Origin of the sequence: Lutimonas sp., from assembly GCF_051011215.1 — a bacterium.
Taxonomy (GTDB): Bacteria; Bacteroidota; Bacteroidia; order Flavobacteriales; family Flavobacteriaceae; genus Lutimonas.
In genome coordinates this window covers 1-23,512 of record NZ_JBPCUJ010000083.1, presented here as the reverse complement: position 1 = coordinate 23,512, position 23,512 = coordinate 1, and the positions used below count along the sequence as shown (strand labels likewise).

Sequence of the window (23,512 nt, the reverse complement as noted above, 5' to 3'; positions counted from 1 at the left end):
CTTACTTTCCAATACAGAAGTTCGCAAAAATGTTCCCTAACAGATCATCGGTAGTGATTTCTCCGGTGATCTCACCTAAATGAAATAAAGCCTGTCTGATATCAATGGCCATAAGGTCGCTTGAAATATGATGATCCATTCCTTTTTGAACTTCATTGAGGGCTTCAAAGGCTTTATTCAATGCCTCAAAATGTCTGGAATTGCTCACTACGGTTTGCTGGTTACTCAAGGCACCTGCGTTTACCAAACGCACTAAATGCTCAAGCAGGTCTTCCAATCCTGTCTTTTGCTTGGCAGAGATCAGAATCCAATTTGGTTGTTCAGCCTCAATAGCTTCTTGCCTTTCTTCTGTTAAAGTATCGGCTTTGTTGATCAGGGTCAGGATTTTTTTCTCAGGATATTTTTCTTGCAGTTTTTTTGCTTCGAGAGACAAACTGTTTACATCGAAATCTTTGGTGGCATCAATCAAATGAAGCACCAGCTGCGCTTTTTCTATGTTTTCAAAGGTCTTCTGAATACCGATGTTTTCCACAACATCTTTGGTATCCCTGATACCTGCTGTATCTATAAATCGATACGTGACCCCCTTTAGGGCAATTTCATCTTCAATGGCATCCCTGGTAGTACCTGCGATGTCGCTGACAATCGCTTTATCTTCATTTAACAAAGCATTGAGTAGGGTAGACTTTCCAACATTGGGCTCTCCTACGATAGCTACAGGAATTCCATTTTTTAATACATTCCCTAAGGCGAATGAATCGATCAGTCTTTTGATGACTTGAGTAATTTTAGAAATCAGTTCCTGAAAAGCCGACCTGTCTGCAAATTCTACATCCTCCTCAGAAAAATCCAGTTCCAGCTCTATCAAAGAAGCAAAATTTAATAATTCAGCACGTAAGGCCGCTATTTCATTGGAAAAACCACCACGCATCTGCTGCATAGCAATATTATGCGAACTGGCAGAGTCAGAAGCAATCACATCCGCCACAGCTTCTGCCTGGCTCAGATCCATTTTTCCATTCAGAAAAGCGCGCAATGTAAATTCTCCCGCATCGGCGTGTCTCGCTCCATTCTTTAAGAACAGCTGTAATATCTCTTGCTGAATATAAGCAGAACCATGACATGAAATTTCTATTACATTTTCTCCTGTATACGAATGCGGTGTTTTAAAAACAGTCACCAAGGCTTCGTCTATAATTCTATCGCCATCTACAACATGGCCCAGATGCACCGTATGCGATGCCACTGTCTGTAAGGATTTGCCTTTTCCTTTTGGGGTAAAATAATGATTCACCAAGGCAATAGCTTCAGGACCTGATAAGCGAATCACGGCAATGGCACCCACCCCAAAAGGGGTTGCAAGAGCTATGATCGTGTCGTTTTTTAAGGATGTGTCAGATAGGTCGGTCATTCGTGATTTCTATAATTTGGGCAAAGATACACACATTTGACAGGAAATCATTGTAACATTTTTTAGAAGTCAACGTCAAATAATAAAACACTTATATGAGAGAAGACAGGCAAACCTTAATGTTAGCACACCTTAGTCAACTATTGGACCTTATCACCGGCTTTGGTGGTTTTATCGTTCCTTTAATAATCTGGTTGACAAAAAAGGATGAGATCTATGATATGGATGAACATGGTAAAAGTATTGTCAACTTTCAACTGAGTATGTTTTTATATGCCATTATCTGCGTACCACTTATTTTGCTTATTGGACTTGGATTACTGGGCTTAATTGCCATCGGTATACTATGCCTTGTTTTTCCCGTCATCAACGCTATCAAAGTAAATAATGGTGAGGCACCTCATTATCCTTTATCCATTCGATTTATTGACTAAGAACTACCCATGTACACGGGCAGTGGTACCTCTGTTTCTCATAAATTCTGCCTCATAGTCCAATAGACCGTTCCATTTTTTATTGACGATTTCCTTGTCCTGGTATTTCCTGGCAAATCCTAAAAAAACAGTATAGTGATTCGCTTCAGAGATCATGAGTTCTTTATAGAATTCAGAAAGTGCCGGGTCTTCGATGTTTTCTGAAAAGACCTTAAAGCGTTCGCAGCTTCTGGCTTCAATCAGGGCAGCGATCAGTAAACGCTGGATCAAAGCATCCGTGCGATCATGTGTTTTAGGAAAAAAAGAATGCAGGTGTTTGGCATAGTCATTTTTTTGCTCTCTGCCGAGTACCATGCCTTTGGCCACCATAAAATCGTGAACCATTTTAAAGTGTTCCATTTCTTCAATGGCAATTTCGCTCATCGCTTGTACCAATGCTGTTTCTTCAGAATAATTGATGATAATGGATACAGCATTGGAAGCCGCTTTTTGTTCTGCAAAAGCATGGTCCGTAAGTACTTGCTGAAGCCCGCTTTTGGCGACTTCAACCCAGGAGGTTTCGGTTTCGAATTTTAATCCTAACATAATCGGAAGTTTGCATTCAAGAATGAATGATTAAGGATGCAAATTTAGAATTTAAATTTGATTCTGGAAATTTCGAAAGTGAGTACTTAGAGTTCTAAATTGAATTTTTTTCGAAGCAGGGCCAGGGCCTTGTTTTTTTCTTTGAGCAATTCGTATTTTTCCTGAGGTGTATAGGCAAACCTTTTTGTATTGTCTTCGTTGACCGTTATTTTAAAATCAACCTGGTAATTGTTCAATTTTTGTCTGATATGCCTCAATACCCTGGGACGCACCTTTAAAAGCTCTACCTTCATTAATTCATTCGGATAGGTTACATGGATCATCTGATCTTTTAATTTAGGTGTATCGGCTTTTAGAATAGAAGCCAGTATTTTTTCTCCTTGTTGGTGCAGGTCCTCCACATAAGAATTCCAGACTTCAAAAAATGTAGCTTCTGTAAATGGATCCTTCGCCAGGTTTTTGGTATCTACAGTCTGTTCTTTGGTTTTTTTAATTCTTTCAGCTTCCTCTTTATTTCTTTTTAAACTAGAAAGTGACAGGGCAGAATTTCTACGACCTGAATTCTTGAGGTCGAGAGGTTTGGGTTTACTGACTTCCTTAGCAGGTGCTTTGGATACTGCTTTTGGTGGAGGTGGAGGAGGTGCTTTTACTGCGGTTTGCAACCGGGTAGTTTGTTGTTGAGCTGCAGAGGCAAGCCCAGATTCCTTTGTTTTTTCTACCGGATGAGTGGTGAGAAAATGGAAGGAAGGAATTATGAATCGTTTAGATTTTTTTTTTGCCATCAAATGTGATGGAAGCGATTTTCATTAAAGTCAGTTCAACGAGGAGTCGTTGGTTCTTACTGCTTTTAAATTTTAGATCGCAGTCATTGGCAATGTCTATGGCTCGCATTAAAAACCGTAAATCTGATTTTTTTGCTTGTTCGAGGTATTGCTTTTTTGCCGTATCACCTACTTCAAGCAGTTCGATGGTAGCAGCATCTTTTGCCACCAGCAGGTCTCTGAAATGAGAGGCCAGACCAATAATAAAGTGATGTCCTTCAAAGCCTTTGGTCATGATATTGTTCAGACTTATCAATACCTGAGGGATGTTATTGTCTAATAACAGGTCAGTTACCTGAAAATAAACATCATGATCAAGGACATTTAAATTATCAGACACCGCTTTTCTGGTCAGTTCAGCACCCGAAAAACTGACAACCCGGTCGAAAATAGACAAGGCATCTCTAAGGGCACCATCCGCTTTTTGAGCGATAATATGCAGGGCATCGTCTTCGGCATTTACACTTTCTCCTTTCGCTATTTTCTGCAAATAATTTTTAATATCCAATACACCGATGCGTTTGAAATCAAATATCTGACACCTCGATAAAATTGTAGGAATGATCTTGTGCTTTTCAGTGGTCGCAAGTATGAAAATCGCATGAGCCGGCGGTTCTTCCAATGTCTTAAGGAAAGCATTAAAGGCAGCTTGAGAGAGCATGTGCACCTCATCAATGATATACACCTTGAATTTTCCTGTTTGTGGAGGTATACGCACCTGATCCGTCAAATTCCTGATATCGTCCACAGAATTATTGGAAGCTGCATCTAATTCAAAAATATTGAAGGCAAAGTCCTCATCTTCCATAGGATTCTCAACACTCTCCTGATTGATACGCTTGGCAAGAATTCGTGCACAGGTAGTTTTACCAACCCCACGAGGACCTGTAAACAATAGAGCCTGCGCCAGATGGTCATTCTTAATAGCATTTTCCAGGGTATTCGTAATGGCTTGCTGCCCTACGACGTCGCTAAATACCTGTGGTCGGTATTTTCTGGCTGATACTATAAAATGTTCCATTTGATTTCTGCTTGAAGGAAACAAATGTATGAATTACCCAAGCTAATTACAACTAAAATATGTGCCTGATGCAATCCTTTTGATCTTTGTCATGACCTGCCTTAAGCTTGTGAAAATGAGCATGCCAAGTACATCAGATGGAGTTTCTGACTCAGCGATTGTACAATAAAAGATGTATTAGACACTGTAAATCTTATCGTAAAGATGCTTATATGTTTTGAGAATCACTTCCCTTTTTGGTTTAAATGTAGGTGTCAGCAGGTTGTTATCTACCGACCAGATTTCGGCAGTCATTTCAAACTTCTTGATCGTTTCCCACTTACCGAACTGCTTGTTGCCGTGCTCGATTTCTTCCAGAATTCGATCGTGTACTTCTTTATTAACAGCCATTTCTTCTGGTGTTAATCCACAATTGATTTGATGGCGCCTCGCCCATTCCTTCACAAATTCATAGTTTGGTTGCAGGATGGCTGCCGGCATTTTTTGACCTTCTCCAATGACCAGTATTTGTTCTATAAATCGAGATTGTTTCATCTCATTTTCTAATAGAGTCGGAGAAATATATTTACCTCCGGATGTTTTAAAAATTTCTTTTTTTCTCCCGGTGATCTTTAAAAATCCTTCTTTATCCAGTTCTCCTTTATCTCCGGTATGAAAATAATCATCCGTCATCACCGAGGCAGTTTTCTCGGCATCTTTATAATATCCCTGCATCACATTAGGACCTTTGACCAAAATTTCCCCGTCTTCGGCAATTTTTATCGCTACGTTTTCGATGGCTTTACCAACCGTTCCTACTTTAAAATTTTCATCTTCATAAGAATTCACAGAAACCACAGGTGATGTCTCAGTGAGTCCATAACCTTCTAAAATTCGCATACCAGCTGCGGAGAACACCTTGGTTAACCTGGGTTGCAAGGCTGCAGAACCGGATACCATATGGTTGATGTTACCTCCAAGAGCCTCTCGCCATTTACTGAAGATCAATTTGTTGGCAAGTGCGAGTTTTTTTTCATAGAACCAGCCATTGCGTCCATAGGGTTCGTAGGCCAGCCCCACATCAACGGCCCAAAAGAATAAAGCTTTTTTTACCCCGGTCAGGGCAGCTCCCTTGGCAATGATGCTATCATAGATTTTTTCAAGTAATCGCGGCACCACACTCATAAAATCAGGCTTGACCTCTTTGATGTTTTCAGGAATCTTTTCGATAGATTCCGCAAAGTAAATGGTAATCCCAGAATAAATATACAGGTAATGCAACATCCTCTCAAAGACATGACAAACCGGTAAAAAACTCAGCACATTATCGATGGTTACGATAAATGGCAGGCCTTTGACCGTATCCAACACATTGCTCACCAAATTGCTGTGCGACAGCATCACACCCTTAGGAACACCTGTGGTTCCCGAGGTATAAATAATGGTCGCCAAATCCTCGGTTTTTACTTTATCTTTTAATGTATCTACTTTTTTCTGTAATGTTTCATCAGATCCCAGTGTGAAAACTTCTTCCCAATAAGCACAGTCTTTTACTTTATCAAACGAAAAAATGCGCTTCAGACTTTTTACTTCTTTTTCGATGGCATTTGCCTTGGTAAAAAGTTCCTCATCAGAAAGGAAACAGTACTTGACTTCGGCATGGTTAAAAATATATTTATAATCTGCTTCACTAATCGTAGGGTAGATGGGTACATTCACGGCACCAATCTGCGACAAGGCCAGGTCCATAATATTCCATTCTGTCCTGTTGGTTGAAGATATCAATGCGATTTTGTCTCCGGGTTTTACTCCCAATGACAACAATCCTCTACTCACAATATTTGCCTTTGCCACAAACTCCTTAGAAGAAGTACTCACCCATTCGCCGCTGGCTTTTGAGACCAGGGCTTTTGGCAGGTTGTATTTATCAAGTTGATAATAAGCAAAATCAAATATTCTTGTTATTTCTGAAGCCATACCGTGTAATTATTATTAATGCAAAATAGGGATTTTATATTAAAATTTAAAATGATTAGAAATCCAAAAATTTCTTCGTAAAATGCGGGTCAAAACGAAGCACAATTACCTATATTTGCAGCTGAAAAAATTAGATAAAAACATCCATGTACGTCTTTATAAATGGTGTTTGATAGTTAATTTTGGGATCTTAAAAATAATAGAATGAAGATATCATATAATTGGTTAAAAGAATTTTTGAACATTGATCTGGATGTTGAAAAAGTAAGTGAGATCTTAACTGATTTGGGATTGGAAGTTGAGGGAATTGAAACATTCGAAGCTGTAAAAGGCAACCTTGAAGGTGTTGTGGTAGGTGAAGTTTTAAGTTGCGAACAGCATCCTAATGCTGACAGATTAAAAGTAACACAGGTGGATCTTGGCCTGGAAAACCCTGTACAGATAGTGTGTGGGGCGCCGAATGTGGCCAAGGGACAAAAGGTTCCTGTAGCAACCATAGGCACGACTTTATACGATGCTACAGGAGAAGGATTTAAAATAAAGAAAGGAAAAATACGAGGTGAAGAAAGTCATGGAATGATCTGTGCCGAGGATGAATTAGGTCTGGGACAGAGTCATGATGGAATCATGGTTTTAGAAGCCGGAACCGAAGTAGGAACCAAGGCCTCTGAACTTTTTGACTTGTATAGTGATCAGGTGATCGAAATTGGATTAACGCCGAACAGGGCGGATGCCATGAGTCATTTAGGCGTAGCACGAGATCTCTATGCCGGTTTGTTGCATATGGAAGAATTGCAAACGAAATTTAATACACCCTCTGTGGGTGATTTTCATGTTGACGAACGAACTTATGCTGTAAAAGTGGAGGTGGAAGATCATCAACAGGTTCCAAGATATGCGGGAATTACCATCACAGATTTAAAAATTGAAGCATCTCCGGACTGGCTTCAGAATAAGTTAAGAGCTATCGGGTTGGGACCGATCAATAATGTGGTTGACATTACCAATTACATTCTTCACGGGTTGGGACAACCTTTGCATGCCTTTGATGCGGATAAGATTAAAGGGGATAAGGTGGTTGTTAAAAACCTGCCATCTGGAACTATGTTTATGGGACTGGACGGTGTTGAAAGAAAACTTCATGAAGATGATATCATGATATGTGACGGTGAAGACAACCCTATGTGTATTGGAGGTGTTTTTGGTGGTTTGAATTCTGGTGTTACGGAAGACACAAAAACCATCTTTTTGGAAGCAGCTTATTTCGATCCGATTTCGGTACGAAAAACGGCAAAGCGCCATGCCTTGAATACGGATGCTTCGTTTAGATTTGAGCGTGGCATCAATCCTAATGCGGTGGTTTATGCCTTGAAAAGAGCGGCCATATGGATTGCGGACCTGGCCAATGGGAAGATCGTTTCAGATGTAACGGACCTGTACCCGAATAAAATAGAAGATTTTCAGGTGAATTTTTCTTATGAAAAAGCGTTTCGTCTAATAGGAGAAGAAATCCCAACGGATACGATTAAAGATATCCTTGCCTCTTTGGATATAAAGATCAACCATCAGACAGCCTCAGGCTTAGGTTTGACGATTCCAGCCTATCGTGTGGATGTAACAAGAGAAGCTGATATTGTAGAAGAGATTTTAAGGGTGTATGGCTATAACAATGTAAACATTCCCGATAAGATCAAAACTTCGGTGGCTAGTGCTGACAAATGGAGTCCAGAAAGAATTGAGCAGGTATCTTCCGGTTTTTTAATTTCCAACGGGATTTATGAATCCATGAGTAATTCCCTGACCAAACCTGAATATGCGGATGCTTCAGAAGTGATTGAAAAGGAAAGAAACGTTGAAATCTTAAATGCCTTGAGTAAGGACCTTGCCGTGATGAGACAATCAATGCTATTTGGTTTGCTGGAAGGGGTATCTTACAATATCAACCGAAAGAACACTGATTTAAAATTGTTTGAATTTGGTAATACCTATCATAAGTTTGACTCAGGTTATGAAGAAAATAAACATTTGGCCATTGCCTTGACAGGTAAGCGAACGGCAGCACATTGGTCTCAGGCGAACAGAAACTCAGATATTTTTTATTTAAAAGGTATTGTAAAAAGTTTGCTGGAAAGACTGGGCGTATCGGGATTGAAATACGCTAAATCTAAAAACGATATTTTTTCTGAATCAGTGGCATTAAATCAAGGAAAAACTAAAATTGTTGAATTTGGTTTAGTGAGAAATGAACTGTTGCAAAAGTTTGGGATCAAGCAAGAAGTATTGTTTGCAGATTTTAACTGGAACAATGTGTTAAAAACAGCAGGACGAAAGAAGATCAAAATTACTGAATTGCCTAAGTACCCTGAAGTGAAGCGTGATTTAGCCTTACTTTTAGATGAAGAGGTAGATTTTATAGATTTGTATAATTATGCTTTCCAGAGTGAACGTAAATTATTAAAAAATGTCGACTTGTTTGATGTCTATGTTGGCAACAAATTGCCCAAAGGGAAAAAGTCTTATGCCCTTAGTTTTATCTTACAGGATGATCATAAAACCCTGAATGATAAGCAGATTGATAAGATTATGAACAAGTTACAGCAGGGATTTAAAAAACAGTTCGACGCAGAATTGAGGTAAGCACCTGTTTAGTTCGGGAATTGACCTTTTTTAATGTGATAATTTCAACTTAAATTTCTAATATTGGAAGCCGAATTTTATATTTTTAAGGTAATGAAAAACAAGGTGTTGTTTCTGGGCTTGTTAATGGTTTTTGCGTTGGTAACAGCCTGTTCTGATGATGATGACACATCGGGTCCAGTGGACCCTGAAGATCTGATATTGAGTGAAATTGCAACACGCAACCTGAATGATGGCACTGAGACAACAAGAGTTGAAGAATCATTTTTAAGCGGTCAGCCTTATATCAGGTATACCTTCGAAGGAGAAACTGTCGTATCTAAAGTAGAATTCAAATATAATAACAGGGGGTCCGTGGAGAGTATCAAATATTATTATGATACTCGTTATGAAGAACAAGAAACGTTTTTGTATGACGCGAAGAACCGACTGATAGAGTTCTATTCTGAAAATGTTACTGCGCCTGAAATGGCCTATTACAGAGAATTTGAGTATCCGGAAAATGGTACCATAATTGAACAGCAAAGGGATAATTTAAAGGAACCCCTTCCGGGAGGAAGGTTTGTATACTCCTTGAATGAGGCAGGTTTGATTTATAAAGTTGAATCTGAAGACGGAGAGGTTTTTCAGGCTGAATTTGAGGGCAATCAAATCATCACTGTAAGTACTCCAAATGATGGTGAATATACCTATATGTATGATGAAGTCAATCTGGATCAGGGTGATTTCAATAAAAGATACTATCAAAGTATTTATGGGGCAGATCCGAATAATGCTGCCTTATACCTTTCCTCTTTGCTGGATATGCCACAGGCCTATGCGGATAAGTTTCTTATTTCGACGGCTTCAGATCAGGTGATGCTGCGTTATGATTATACATTCGATCTACAGAACTTTCCATTGGAAAGAGCAGACTTTGATAAGGTCGTTCAAACGGCTGAGGTTAGCTATACCTATGAGTAATTTTTAGAAACAAAAATTTTATGAAAAAAGGAATCATTTTGGCTAATGATTCCTTTTTATTTTGAATTATATTTGCAAAAATTTCAGCAATGTACAAATCAATTATCCGTAGAATTCTTTTTCAATATGACCCTGAAGAGGTTCATCATTTTACATTTTCGACAATCAAGACATTGATGAAAATACCACTCGTACCTTCCATAACTAAAAGTATTTTTAAGGTGTCGAGCCCTTCTCTGGAAAAAGAAGTATTTGGTTTAAAGTTTAAAAACCCTGTTGGCTTAGCTGCAGGATTTGATAAAAATGCTGTGTTATTTGATGAGTTTTCAAACTATGGTTTTGGTTTTGTTGAAATAGGAACCGTAACACCCAAAGGGCAGCCAGGGAATCCTAAGAAAAGACTCTTCAGATTGAAGGAGGATGAAGCTGTGATCAACAGGATGGGATTCAATAATGAAGGGGTGGATGCTGTAGTTGAACGATTAAAACATCGAAAAACAGATGTCATTATTGGAGGGAATATCGGGAAAAACAAAGTGACGCCTAATGAGAATGCCATTGATGATTATATGATCTGTTTTGAAAAGTTGTTTGACTATGTCGATTACTTCGTAGTGAACGTGAGTTCTCCAAACACACCTAATTTAAGGGCCTTACAGGACAAAGAGCCTTTGACCAAATTGCTTCAGACCTTACAACAAAAGAATTTGACAAAACAAGGTCCAAAACCCATACTCCTCAAGATTGCGCCGGACCTTACAGACAGTCAGTTATTGGATATTATCGATATTGTCAATACCACAAAAATTGCAGGTGTTATTGCCACGAATACAACGATTTCTCGTGATGGCTTGCAATCTGATAATAAGTCTGAAACTGGAGGTCTGAGTGGAAAACCCGTTAAAAACAGGTCCACCGAGGTCATCCGTTTTTTAGCTGAGAAATCAGGAAAGTCATTTCCAATTGTCGGAGTAGGAGGTATTCATTCTGCGGCTGATGCTCAGGAAAAAATAGAGGCTGGCGCTGATTTGGTACAGTTATACACCGGATTTATCTATGAAGGCCCTGCCCTGGTTAAAAGAATCAACAAAAGCTTACGCTAAGTATTACTATTGACTATTTAAAAGGTTGGTAATGCCAATTTCCTGTTTCACAACATAATTGGCCAGCTTGGAGTTTTTAAGGTAATTGGTATGCGGATAGTAGATAAACAATAAGGATCCGTTCTTTATTTTTTGAACCACCTGCGTGTAATTCTCTTTCGGAAGTGACGGACAACCCAGACTTCTACCTAATCGACCATTTTTCTTAATAAAACTGGTGCTTACATAGTCAGCCGCATGGATCACAATGGCCCTTTCTCTTGCATTGTCATTGCTAAATTCCAAACCATCTAAACGCAGAGACAAGCCATGCTTCCCGCTATAGGTTTCTGCTGTTCTGTAAAATCCGATACTACTTTTGAAGGACCCAACTTTATTTGAGAAATCTTTAGCGAACTCTCCTCCAGAGTTCCTGCCATGAGCCACGATCGATTTATGAATTATTTTTTCATTGGGAACATCGATCAGAAAGAAACGATTCTTATTGGCAGATACACTCATGTCTATCACCGTCAAAAGACTTCCTTCTTCAATTTCTCCTTCTTTTTGCAATTTAAGATAGCCTTTTAAAGCAGTTTCAAAGGCAGGATAGTGCAGGTCAGAATCATTTAACGCGATATACAGCCTTTCTGCATAGGCTTCAAAGTCTTCGATAGTTATAGAATAAAAATCTTTATTAGAATTTGGACTGGCATCAAGAACTGCTAAATTCAAAAGCATACAACAAAGCAAGAAAACTCCTTTTCTGATCATATTTTAAGCTTATAAGTGGCGGTAGTTGATTCGATTTTTGATCCTGTTTCCATCCGGAAGCGTCTTTCAAAGTCACAAAAGTAGTATATTCCGCATTAATAATGAACCAATTAAGGAATTTTTAACGCTTATGGATTTGTTCTATTATCTCTTATGAGAAAATACTTTTAAACTTAATGGGGTCACTTTCGTGCATGATCTTGTAAACACCTTCAAAAATATCGTTCACAGAAGGCTTGGAAAAATAATCACCATCGGTACCATAGGCAGGTCTATGCGGTTGCGCTGTTATGGTTGTCGGTCTGCTGTCCAAATAATTATAAGCGCCCTGTTTGTTGACAATTTCATCTAAAAGATATGCCGATGCCCCTCCTGGGATATCCTCATCAATAATAACAAGTCGATTTGTTTTTCGTACACTCAATAACACGTCTTGTTCAAGGTCAAATGGCAGTAGCGATTGTGCGTCAATAATTTCAGCATCAATACCCACCTGAGAAAGGTCTCTGGAGGCTTCTTCCACCAGTTTTAGGGTTGACCCGTAAGAGACCAATGTTATGTCACTTCCTTCTTTGACGGTTTCAACAACTCCAATAGGCGTTGTAAATTCCCCCAAATTTGTAGGAATTCTCTCTTTGAGCCTGTATCCGTTGAGGTTTTCTATTACGATGGCGGGTTCATCTGATTTTAACAAAGTGTTATAAAATCCAGCAGCTTTGGTCATATTCCTTGGTACCAATATATAGATTCCTCTAAACAAATTAACCAAACTACCCATTTGAGATCCTGAATGCCAGATGCCTTCCAATCGATGACCTCTTGTTCTAATGATCAAAGGAGCCACTTGTTTTCCAAAGGTTCTGTACCTGAGTGTTGCCAAATCATCGGTAAGTACCTGAGTCGCATAAAATATATAATCCAGGTACTGGATTTCGGCGATAGGTCGCAATCCTCTCATTGCCATACCAAGACCTTGCCCAATAATAGTTACTTCTCTGATACCGGTGTCATAGACTCTTTCTTCTCCGTGCTTTTCCTGTAATCCTTCTAGTCCCTGATTGACATCCCCGATCTTACCGGAATCCTCTCCAAAAATGAGTACTTTTTTGTTCTTACTTAAAAGGGCGTCAAAATTATTTCGAATGATGACCCGTGCATCTACATCTTCAGCTTCGTCGTCATATTCGGCTTCAATTTCCTCAATGTTGGTTGCTCTGCTGTCCAGCTCACTGTACAAGTGAGAACTGTATTTGGGTTGCTGCAAAGCGTGGTATTCTTTTAACCAGTTTTGAAGCAATTCTTTTTCTTTAAACTCTTCATCACGAAGATAGATCAGACTTCTACGTCCTATGGTTAGGATATTTTTTCGAATCGGTTCGTCGATAGATTCTAATTCTCTTTTTAATTTTTCTATAAAAATTTCATTTTCACTTTTTCTGGCCGCTTTTTCGAGAAGGTTTAGGAGCTCTTTTCGCTCCTGAAGCATCGGTTTTAGAAAGTCATTCCAAGATTCTTTTTTTGCCTCTCTGACTATTATTTTTGCTTCTTTTTCAAGTGCTTTTAAGGCATCTTCATTTTCCACAAATTTCAAGACTTCACCATCCTGATCTTCCAACTCAAAATTGAGAATCCATTCACGCATTTTAGCATTGCAATCATGTTCTTTTTCCCAGGCCAATCTATCTTTGTCTTTATATCGTTCATGAGACCCTGAAGTAGAATGTCCTTGAGGTTGTGTAAGTTCTTTTACATGGATGATGACAGGCACATGCTCTTCTCTGGCGATAGAAGCTGCCTTATTATAGGTGTCCACCAATTGAGTATAGTTCCATCCGTTTACAACGAATATTTCATAACCCGCACCCTTGCCATCTCTCTGAAAACCTTTGAGAATTTCAGAAATACTTTCTTTGGTAGTCTGGTATTTTGAGTGTACTGAGATTCCGTATTCATCATCCCAGATACTAATCACCATCGGTACTTTTAACACGCCGGCAGCATTGATGGTTTCAAAGAATGGACCTTCAGAAGTACTGGCATTACCAATGGTTCCCCATGCTACTTCATTTCCCTTATCAGAAAGGATACCCTCCTGATCGAGGTCAGGGATATTTCTAAATTTTTTGGAAGCTTCGGCAAGTCCTAACAAACGCGGCATTTGACCGGAAGTAGGAGAGATGTCCGCACTTACATTGTATTGTTCTTTTAGGTTTTTCCAACTGCCGTCTTCTGCTAATGAATGCGTTGAAAAGTGTCCATTCATTTGTCGCCCTGCTGAAAAAGAATCAGCTTTAATATCCGCATGGGCGTAAAGACTTGAAAAAAAATGCCTGGGCGTATATTCACCAATGGCCATCATAAATGTCTGATCCCTGTAATAGCCCGAACGCCAATCACCTTTTTTAAAGGCTTTGGCCATCGCTAACTGAGGTACTTCTTTTCCGCCTCCAAAAATTCCAAATTTCGCCTTTCCTGTTAACACCTCACGTCTTCCCAATAAACTACATTCTCTGCTTAATATGGCAATTTTATAGTCCTCTAGTACTTCATTTTTGAATTCTTGAAAGGATAATTTTTTTGAGGATTCAACCGTCTTATTGATCATATATATGAGGCTTTAGCAGTTGTGCAAATATACAAAAAATAAGAGCATATTTTTGCCTGGTCTAAGTGTCTGAAAACGAGTGTTAAATCAAAAAAGAAGCTAAATGTTCACCTTTCTAAATCAGTAGAATCCTCTTTTTACAAAATTGTAAATTCTTTCTATGTCAATAGTGAGCACAAATCGAATTCTAGATGCATAATCAGAGAAACCAGGTTCAAATCCATTGCTCGACTGCAAAGGGAAATACACCTCTAAAAAATTGTGCACGAAATTTAGCCTTACTCCGGTATCATATTTAAATCGAGCTGCCTCGTTGCTGTTTTTTAAAAAGCCCGCATCAGCATAGAGCTCCACAAATCTCCAGACTCCAATGCTACCGTTTGTACTCAGTATCCATTCATTGGCGAAAGAATCTTCAAAAATACTTTTAAACCCACCTTCTGTAATAATGATTTGCTGACTTAAAAAACCAGAATCCTCCGAACGTCCCAAATAGTTCAAATCGAATAAATAGTCACTGGGTCTGTCAGAGGCAAAGCTAAAAAAGTCGGTTTCGGTATTATTGAAAATAAAGGAACCAAAGTACAGTCTTAGGTCTAAATATCGATTGATGTTTGTTAATTTTCGATACCGGAGATCAAGAGAAACTTTACTAAAATCTTTGTTTAATTGAAAGTCAGCAAAATACCGTAAATCATTAATGATTTCGGGCTTTGAAAACCCATACCTAACATTCAGAATATTGTATTGATAGGTTTCCGGATCGATGTTTTCATCAGGCAATTCCCTGTCTACCATCACATAACGGGTCAATAGATTTTTACCACCCACATCTCTTAAAGAGTTGCGTTTGAAACTAATATTCACATAAGGAGTAATTTTTGTAAAAGCCAAATCATTGTCGTAATGCGAACGACTGGCCGTAATTCCAGCCCGATATCTGTATACACTGCTTTTTTGTGGTAGGTGTTCATAGGCAAACCCAAAACCACCGGTTAATGTATTGCTTTTAAAACCATATACGGGTGTCGCCGAAAAGAGCCATTTTTTCTTAAATAAGGCCTGATTATATATCGTAGGACCAAAAAGTAAGCCATCGTAAAAGTTGTAACCTACAAATGGTTTGTAAAATACCTGGTTGTAGTAAGGATCTTCAATATCCCTGAAGAAAGTAAACTTTAAAGGTCTGTTCAATAGTTTTTTATCCAGTTTTTTCCAATTATCCCTTAAGTTGGCCTCAGGATATAAATATTCATAGTTCAAACTTAAACGGTCGATACCAGCTTTTGAAACTGTAAAGGTGCTGTCATTTTCAATGGGATCAATCCAACGCTTAAATTCAATATCTTTTTTATTGACCCCATACAAGGTGATGGGAGCACTGAAATTACTTTTATTCTGAATGGTTACCTTAACTGAATCTTTTTCCTCACTTATCTTTTTAATCGTGTAATTTATTTTGTTGTTGGTTTTAAGGTAATCTTCAAAGAACCAATCGAGATTTCTATTCGTTTTTGACAACAGAATGTTGTTAAAATCTTCAGTCTTAGACATTTTTAAAATGTTCTCTGCGTAAAATTCTTTAAGACTACTTTTTACAATATCATCATTTAAGTAGGCATCGAGATACCTCAATCCAAGACCCGATTTATAACGATTTACAAGTTTTAAATTAAAATTTGACAAAGAGTCCGACGCTGTATTTAAGGACTGATCAAGTTCTTTTCTTACAGAGAACTGGTAGACAAAAGGATATTTTCCATTAAATTCCAGTTTGGCAATATTATACCGTCGGATGCCCCATTTTTTTGAGATATTTCCAATTGCTTTTACTTCCGGATAATAGGTTTGCACATAGGCCATCATCAGGTATATTTGGATTCCCTCAGCCAGCCAGGCATCTTCCCGCTTATTGGTGAGCACTGTATTTGAGATGTATTGATTTGAAATGGCTTTAAACATTTTAATATCCCATTCGAATATATTAGAAAATGGATTAAAAAATTTAGGCAATTGATTAAATCCATAAACCGGATGCTTCTGATAGGTTGTATAACTGATAAGCATTTTCGGATGTGGGTATGTTCCCAGGTGTTCCTCAATAAAATTGAGCTGACGCTGCAGCACATCTTCTTTTATATTTTCTATCAGATTTTTACCCTTGACATTCGAAACAATTTTTGTCTCCTTCAATTGATAGGTAGAGAAATCATTATTCACCTGAATACTAAGCTCTACATCTAATTGATCTTTTCCAGTGAGTTTATACAACACATAATCGTCCTTTATCTCCGCCTCCTGTGCTAAATCACTTTGCATTGAATAGCCCAAAGGAATGGCAAATTCTATGTCGAAATCTGTAGGTTGCATATAGTAGTCATCCATATTCAGATTGCTGAAAAGATGCCACTTTTCATCGAACACAGCCGGGGTCAAGTGCCAGAATCTTAGGTGATAAGCCAATGGATTCCGACCATACCTGGTAAACCTGTCACTTGGAATTTTTAATTCATATTTTACCTTCATATTTATGGACTCACCAGGTGCCAAAGAATGCGGCAGAGCGACCTTTATAATATCGGAAGCATTCTCGAGCTCGCTAAAAAAAAGATCTTCTTCCTTGGCTTGAAGGCTATGTATAATAGAATAACCTCTGTCCTTGATTTTTGCAAAATGCAGACTTTTGTTGTAATCTTCAAGCAGTCTTTTGTTAAGGGGTGTTTTTTTATCGCGATATCCGTTCGCCCAATTCAAAAGGTATATCGTATCCATTGGTCTGTCAGAAGGATTGTAATAAGTAATTTCCTGATCGATGGAAATTCTATACTCAGATAAAACGACGGCCTTGATCGAGATTTGATTGTTTTGCGCATAAAAGAAGAACGGCATTAAAAGCAGTAATACCGGTATATACTTTTTATAAGACAAAATTTGAATATGATCTGTTTTTAGATACAAGGATTAAAAGTTCGGAGTCAATTGGTGCTTCTTGTAGAAGTTATTAATAATATCAATAACTTCATCAGTGGTATCTACAATGGTAAATAGGTCTAAATCAACCTCACTGACGTTTCCGTTTTTCTCCAGCATCACTTCTTTGATCCAATCCATTAATCCTGACCAAAAGCTCTTTCCGACCAAAACAATGGGGAATTTCCCAATTTTTTTCGTTTGAATTAAGGTAATGGCTTCAAAAAGTTCATCTAAGGTTCCAAATCCTCCTGGCATGGCTACAAACCCTTGTGCGTATTTTACAAACATTACTTTTCTAACGAAAAAATAATCAAACTCCAGACTTTTCCCTTTATCAATATAAGGATTGTCATGCTGTTCGAAAGGCAGGTCAATATTCAGTCCCACAGAAACACCACCACCGCGATGTGCACCTTTGTTTCCTGCTTCCATAATTCCTGGTCCACCACCGGTAATCACTCCATAACCATGTTGCGTTAAGTTAAAGGCCACTTGTTCTGCCAACTCGTAATATCTTTCACCAGGTTTGGTTCGGGCGGACCCAAAAACACTGACACAGGGTCCGATTCTACTTAGTTTTTCGTACCCGTCAACAAACTCACTCATGACCTTGAAAATGGCCCATGAATCATTTGTTTTTATTTCGTTCCAGGTTTTCTGCTTTAGTTTTTCCCTGATTTTTTTATTTTCATTCGGTGTCATATCAAATTTTTTTTACAATAGGTTCCTTGCGGAACTTATAAATTTAATTCTTTTTTTAAGAAACGTGCCGTATAACTTTGCTTATTCTGGCATATTTCTTCCGGCGTTCCGGTACATAATATTTTGCCACCTTTCATGCCTCCTTCTTTGCCGATATCAATAATATGGTCGCAAAGTTTGATCACGTCCAGGTTGTGTTCAATGATCAAAACCGTATTTCCTTTATCAGTTAAACGATTTAAAACCTTCATTAATATATTAATGTCTTCAAAATGCAGACCTGTGGTAGGTTCATCAAGAATATAAAAGGTGTTTCCGGTATCTCTTTTTGACAATTCAGCCGCCAGTTTGATTCGCTGTGCTTCACCCCCAGACAGAGTGGTAGACTGCTGACCCAGTGTGATATAGCCAAGTCCTACGTCTTCAATTGTTTTCAGTTTCAGGTATATTTTCGGAATATGTTCAAAGAATTTTACTGCCTCTTCAATGGTCATATTTAAAACATCGGAAATAGATTTTCCTTTATACCTTATTTCAAGTGTTTCTCGCGTGAATCTTTTTCCCTGACAAGTTTCGCATTCTACTTCTACATCCGGTAAAAAATTCATTTCGATTACCCTGACACCGCCTCCTTTGCAAGTTTCACATCGTCCGTCCTTTACGTTAAACGAAAACCTTCCTGGTTTGTAACCTCTTATTAAGGCCTCAGGGGTTTTGGCAAACAAACTTCTTATTTCGCCAAAGACGCCTGTATAAGTTGCCGGATTTGATCTGGGTGTTCTGCCAATAGCTGTCTGGTTAACGTCGATGACCTTATCAATATGTTCTAAACCACTGATTGATTTATAAGGTAATGGTTCTTTGACCGCCTTGTAAATATGCCTGTTCAGGATCGGATAAAGCGTTTCATTAATGAGTGATGACTTGCCACTTCCCGATACGCCGGTTACCCCAATGAGTTGTCCCAAAGGTACCGTAAGAGTCACGTTTTTCAGGTTGTTTCCTGTAGCCCCTTTTAATACGATCTCCTTTCCATTGCTTTTTCTTCGTTCCTCCGGGATTTCAAATGATTTTGATCCGTTCAGATAATCGGCAGTAAGGGTTTTACTTTGTAATAATTCTTTAGGGCTACCGATGCTAATGATCTCTCCTCCATGTTTTCCGGCTTCAGGGCCGATGTCGATCACATAGTCAGAAGCGACCATCATATCTTTATCGTGTTCAACGACAAGCACGGAATTTCCTAAATCTCGCAGTTTTTCTAAAGATTCAATCAGCTTGACATTATCTCTTTGGTGCAGTCCAATGCTTGGCTCATCAAGGATATACAATACACCTACCAGTTGAGAACCTATTTGTGTGGCCAATCGAATCCTCTGGGCTTCACCACCGGAAAGGGTCTTTGACCCACGGCTTAAGGCCAGATAATTCAATCCGACATCCAATAAAAATTGAATTCGTGTTCTCAGTTCTTTGATAATTTCTGATCCGATGATCAGTTGTTTTTCATTTAAAGTTGGTTCGAGCTCATCAAACCAGGCTGCCAAATGATCGATGTCCATACCCGACAAATCGGCAATCGATTGGTTGTTGATTTTAAAGTATAAGGCTTCTTTTTTAAGTCTTCCTCCATGACAAACATCACAATCAACTTCATCCATAAAGCCTTTGGCCCATCTTTTAATGGAACCTGATTGACTATCATTGTATTGATTTAAGATAAAATTGCTGATACCTTCAAAGTCAATTTCATATTTTCTGGCTACGCCCAGTTCTTTGGAGTTGATTTCCAATTTATCTTTTCCGCCATAAAGAATCAAGTTCATCGCCGCATCCGGTATGGCCTGAATAGGATCTGAAAGGCTGAATTTGAACTTTTCGGCGATATGACCTAATTGTTTAAAAATCCAGGATTTTTTTTCCTCCCCAAGTGGGGCCAAACCACCATTTTTAATCGAAACCTGATGATCAGGAATGATCTTATCCAAATTGATCTCATGCATTTTTCCCAAGCCATTACATTTACTGCAGGCGCCTTTCGGAGAATTAAATGAAAATGAATTGGGTTCTGGTTTAGGATATGAAATACCAGTCGTAGGACACATGAGATTTCTACTGAAATACCTCGGTTTACTGATGGTTCCATCATCTGTTTGTTGAACAATCATCAAGGTTTCATCACCGTGATACATGGCTGTTCTGATACTTTCCATCAGGCGTTTTTCGGAGGCCTTGTTAATAAGAAGTCGATCAATGACAATCTCAATGTCATGCGTTTTATAACGATCGAGTTTCATCCCTCTTTCAATTTCTTTGATTTCGCCGTCTACCCGCACGCGAACAAAACCTTGTTTTGAAATTTGCTGGAATAACTCACGGTAATGTCCTTTTCTAGATTTAATCACCGGTGCTAAAATCATGGCCTTTTGCTCTGAAAAATCCTTGCTGATCAGCTCGTGAATTTCCTCATCCGTGTAACTGACCATTTTCTCATCCGTATTATAAGAATAGGCAATACCAACTCTTGCATACAGCAGTCTTAAAAAATCATATACTTCTGTAATGGTTCCTACAGTGGACCTTGGACTCTTACTGGTTGTTTTTTGTTCTATGGCAATGACGGGCGACAGTCCTTCGATTTTATCAACATCCGGCCGTTCCAGTCCACCTAAGAACTGCCTGGCATAGGCAGAAAAAGTCTCGATATAACGTCTTTGACCTTCGGCATAAATGGTGTCAAACGCGAGTGAAGACTTACCGCTACCGCTTAAACCTGTAATTACAACGAGTTTTTCGCGCGGTATTCGAACATCGATATTCTTTAAATTGTGAACTCGTGCTCCAAGTACTTCTATAAATTCCTGCTTACTGCTCATATGATGGTCAAAAAAGAGCAAATTTAATTAATTGAAAGCAGTTTTAAATTATAGATGTATTGTAAATTTTATTTTTATAAATTGCATTAAAAAATAAGCTTGCATTTTATTCATTCCATTCGCCATTTTTTTGAGACCAGAGGTTTTGATGTATCCGCCAGATTTGCGGATAAATTAGGAATGCGCGCCACGAACGTACGGCTTTTTTTTATTTATATATCGTTTGTAACTGTAGGCCTGTCTTTTGGGATTTATCTTACTTTGGCGTTTCTGCTGAGGTTAAAGGATATGATCTACACAAAGAGGACTTCTGTTTTTGATTTGTAATCTTAAAATTTGATGCGTTGGCGTTTAAAAGTAGTTTTATAAAATCAAGATTCTATACAGCACTGAGCCTGTTGTTCTTGATTATTCTTATTGGTTCTATTGGTTTTGTTTATATAGCGGATTACGGATGGATCAATGCCTTGTACATGACGGTGATTACAATTTCAACCGTGGGTTTTAAAGAAGTAGAGCCCCTGGATGACGAATCTAAAATATTCACCATTTTTTTGATCATTACCAGTATTACCATCTTTGGCTATATCGTATCGGTGATCACAGATTATATAGCTAATAATAAATTTATTGAAGAACTAAAATTTAAGCAAGTGCAAAAGAAAATTCAACGTTTAGAAAATCACACCATCGTCTGTGGATTCGGACGAAATGGAAAACAGGCCATGGCAAAGCTTAAAAGTTATCAAAAAGGCTGTGTAATTGTAGAAAGTGACCCTGAGTTAATTGAAGAGATTGAATTGGCAGGAGATATGTTTTATATAAGAGGGGATGCCACCAATGACGAGGTGTTGCTTTCTGCCGGTATAGAACGAGCTTCCAGTTTAATTACCACTTTGCCATCCGATGCTGATAATTTATATGTAGTACTGTCTGCAAGACAACTCAATGGAGAGTGTACCATCGTAAGCAGGGCCTCAATTGATACCTCGTATAAAAAATTAAAGGTAGCGGGGGCAGATAATGTGATTATGCCCGACAAGATTGGTGGAGCACATATGGCTTCACTGGTCGTTACACCAGATATCATAGAATTTATAGATCGCTTATCTATAGAAGGAGAAAGTTCTTCTAATATTGAGGAACTGGTTATTGAAAACTTGCCAAGTGAATACAGGAATAAGTCAATATTGGATCTTGATCTGAGAAAAAGAACGGGTTGTACCGTCATAGGATTTAAAACACCGGGGAAAGAATATGTGATCAACCCGGATGCTTCGACAAAGCTGGTTCCAAAATCCAAGCTGATCGTCATTGGAAATCCGGAAGAAATTCAAAAGCTGAATAAACTGTTTTAAACCTTCATTTTGAGAAAAATTGTTATCACAGGTAGTAATGGATTGCTGGGGCAAAAGCTTGTAAAATTGTTTTTAAGCAAACCGGAGTATCAGATCCATGCCTTGTCGAGAGGTGAAAACAGACTTCATAATAAAAAAGGATATACCTATTATAGTATAGATTTATTAAACAGGGAGGCGCTGCTGCATACCTTAGGTCAAATTCAACCGGAAATAATTATCCATACCGCAGCTATGACAAATGTGGATGCCTGTGAGCAGCAACAGGGTGAGTGCGATGCCATGAATATTGAAGTCGTTTCGAACATCCTGGCCTTTTGTAAGAACCGTAATATTTACCTGCTGCATTTATCAACTGATTTTATTTTTGACGGTACCAAAGGAACCTTCTATAATGAATCAGACCTCGCATGCCCCGTAAATCATTATGGTTGGTCTAAATTGAAGTCAGAGCAATTGATAGAAGAGGCAAAAATCGACGCTGCCATCTTGCGAACAATCCTGGTATATGGTCTTGTTGATCAAAATGACAGAAGTAATATTGTGCTTTGGGTTAAAAATTCTCTTGAAAATAAGAAAGATATTCATGTAGTGACGGATCAATTGAGGATGCCTACCTATGCAGAAGATTTGGCTTTTGCATGCTGGCTTGCCGTTGAAGCACGGGCCAAAGGTGTATTTAATGTGTCAAGCAATGAGCTGATGAGTATCTATGAAATTGCACTGAGTATTGCGGATGCTTTTGGTCTGGATAAAAAACTGATACACCCTGTGGAGACAAATGAATTAAATCTGCCTGCAGCCCGTCCGTTGAGCACTGGATTTGATCTTAATAAGTCTGTTGCCGAAATTAATTTACCTTCTTATTCTTTTACGGAAAGACTACAAGTTTTTAAGAGTCAGTTAGATAGGATTTAGGCTCTCTCCATAGTCCTTAAAATATTACAATTGTTAATAAGTTTGATCTGATTTTTGTTTTCTGTTACTAAGATTTGTTTTACATTTGCAGTCCCATTTTTTGTGGGAATGTTCATTGTGAAAAACTGATAGTAAAGAAAGGTAAATAAAGTTTATATTTTATTTGCGGATTAAGTAAAAGGGTCGTAAATTTGCATTCCCTTTTTTTTATGACTACTACCTAGTAGTGGGCAACTTTCTTGCGGCCGATTTGAGCCATTTTAAACAGATAAAAAAATATTTAATTTTTTATTTGGTGGAAAGGAAAAAAGGTTTTAGTTTTGCACCCGCTTTCAGGGAGTAGATTGATTTGAGGAGTAGGGAAGAGAGCGAGAGAAAGAATTTTAGTTCATTGAA

At 38.4% G+C, this 23,512-nt stretch carries 15 protein-coding genes and 1 pseudogene; 7 read left to right on the top strand and 9 right to left on the bottom strand.

Annotation, left to right across the window (positions count from 1 at the left end; translation table 11 throughout):
- Position 1: 1 nt before the first annotated feature.
- Positions 2-1,411, bottom strand: coding sequence for a tRNA uridine-5-carboxymethylaminomethyl(34) synthesis GTPase MnmE (gene mnmE, locus ACR2MV_RS07950; RefSeq protein ID WP_434021376.1), 1,410 nt, complete (start codon positions 1,409-1,411; stop codon positions 2-4).
- Positions 1,412-1,506: 95 nt separating this feature from the next.
- On the opposite strand from mnmE, the gene ACR2MV_RS07945 reads away from it, so the two are divergent.
- A complete protein-coding gene (locus tag ACR2MV_RS07945) occupies positions 1,507-1,845 on the top strand; it encodes a DUF4870 domain-containing protein (protein ID WP_434021375.1) in 339 nt (112 codons plus the stop codon).
- A 3-nt stretch (positions 1,846-1,848) separates the two neighbouring features.
- On the opposite strand, the gene ACR2MV_RS07940 is transcribed toward ACR2MV_RS07945, so the two are convergent.
- From ACR2MV_RS07940 to ACR2MV_RS07930, 3 genes and pseudogenes are all read right to left on the bottom strand, one after another.
- Positions 1,849-2,430, bottom strand: coding sequence for a tRNA-(ms[2]io[6]A)-hydroxylase (locus ACR2MV_RS07940; protein WP_434021374.1), 582 nt, complete (start codon positions 2,428-2,430; stop codon positions 1,849-1,851).
- 86 nt (positions 2,431-2,516) lie between these two features.
- Positions 2,517-4,272: pseudogene (locus ACR2MV_RS07935) on the bottom strand (DNA polymerase III subunit gamma/tau).
- A gap of 177 nt (positions 4,273-4,449) precedes the next feature.
- Positions 4,450-6,228 (bottom strand): AMP-dependent synthetase/ligase, encoded by a 1,779-nt coding sequence (locus ACR2MV_RS07930; protein WP_434021373.1) that lies wholly within the window; start codon positions 6,226-6,228, stop codon positions 4,450-4,452.
- A gap of 204 nt (positions 6,229-6,432) precedes the next feature.
- Here ACR2MV_RS07930 and pheT point away from each other — a divergent pair, with 204 nt between their 5' ends.
- The 3 genes from pheT to ACR2MV_RS07915 all read left to right on the top strand — a co-directional run bounded on the left by pheT (position 6,433) and on the right by ACR2MV_RS07915 (position 10,931).
- Positions 6,433-8,865, top strand: a complete 2,433-nt coding sequence (gene pheT / locus ACR2MV_RS07925; RefSeq protein WP_434021372.1) for a phenylalanine--tRNA ligase subunit beta — start codon at positions 6,433-6,435, stop codon at positions 8,863-8,865.
- A gap of 63 nt (positions 8,866-8,928) precedes the next feature.
- Positions 8,929-9,828: a hypothetical protein gene (locus ACR2MV_RS07920; RefSeq protein WP_434021371.1), complete on the top strand. Its 900-nt coding sequence runs from the start codon at positions 8,929-8,931 to the stop codon at positions 9,826-9,828.
- Between the two features lie 89 nt (positions 9,829-9,917).
- Positions 9,918-10,931, top strand: coding sequence for a quinone-dependent dihydroorotate dehydrogenase (locus tag ACR2MV_RS07915; protein WP_434021370.1), 1,014 nt, complete (start codon positions 9,918-9,920; stop codon positions 10,929-10,931).
- A 6-nt stretch (positions 10,932-10,937) separates the two neighbouring features.
- On the opposite strand, the gene ACR2MV_RS07910 is transcribed toward ACR2MV_RS07915, so the two are convergent.
- From ACR2MV_RS07910 to uvrA, 5 genes are all read right to left on the bottom strand, one after another.
- Positions 10,938-11,684: a murein L,D-transpeptidase catalytic domain family protein gene (locus ACR2MV_RS07910; RefSeq protein ID WP_434021369.1), complete on the bottom strand. Its 747-nt coding sequence runs from the start codon at positions 11,682-11,684 to the stop codon at positions 10,938-10,940.
- A 151-nt stretch (positions 11,685-11,835) separates the two neighbouring features.
- Positions 11,836-14,289, bottom strand: a complete 2,454-nt coding sequence (locus tag ACR2MV_RS07905) for a thiamine pyrophosphate-dependent enzyme (protein ID WP_434021368.1) — start codon at positions 14,287-14,289, stop codon at positions 11,836-11,838.
- Between the two features lie 120 nt (positions 14,290-14,409).
- The gene (locus ACR2MV_RS07900; RefSeq protein WP_434021367.1) at positions 14,410-17,247 is read right to left on the bottom strand and encodes an aminopeptidase; all 2,838 of its coding nucleotides are present in this window, start codon (positions 17,245-17,247) and stop codon (positions 14,410-14,412) included.
- 3 nt (positions 17,248-17,250) lie between these two features.
- Positions 17,251-17,964, bottom strand: a complete 714-nt coding sequence (locus tag ACR2MV_RS07895) for a TIGR00730 family Rossman fold protein (protein WP_434021366.1) — start codon at positions 17,962-17,964, stop codon at positions 17,251-17,253.
- Positions 17,965-17,999: 35 nt separating this feature from the next.
- On the bottom strand, positions 18,000-20,840 hold the full coding sequence (gene uvrA / locus ACR2MV_RS07890; protein WP_434021377.1) for an excinuclease ABC subunit UvrA: 2,841 nt from the start codon (positions 20,838-20,840) through the stop codon (positions 18,000-18,002).
- A gap of 99 nt (positions 20,841-20,939) precedes the next feature.
- Between uvrA and ACR2MV_RS07885 the strand changes: the two genes are divergently transcribed.
- From ACR2MV_RS07885 to ACR2MV_RS07875, 3 genes are read left to right on the top strand one after another with little or no spacing between them, the layout of a single operon-like run.
- Positions 20,940-21,167: a PspC domain-containing protein gene (locus ACR2MV_RS07885; RefSeq protein ID WP_434021365.1), complete on the top strand. Its 228-nt coding sequence runs from the start codon at positions 20,940-20,942 to the stop codon at positions 21,165-21,167.
- A gap of 17 nt (positions 21,168-21,184) precedes the next feature.
- A complete protein-coding gene (locus ACR2MV_RS07880) occupies positions 21,185-22,198 on the top strand; it encodes a potassium channel family protein (protein ID WP_434021364.1) in 1,014 nt (337 codons plus the stop codon).
- Between the two features lie 9 nt (positions 22,199-22,207).
- On the top strand, positions 22,208-23,116 hold the full coding sequence (locus tag ACR2MV_RS07875) for an SDR family oxidoreductase (RefSeq protein WP_434021363.1): 909 nt from the start codon (positions 22,208-22,210) through the stop codon (positions 23,114-23,116).
- Positions 23,117-23,512 lie beyond the last annotated feature (396 nt).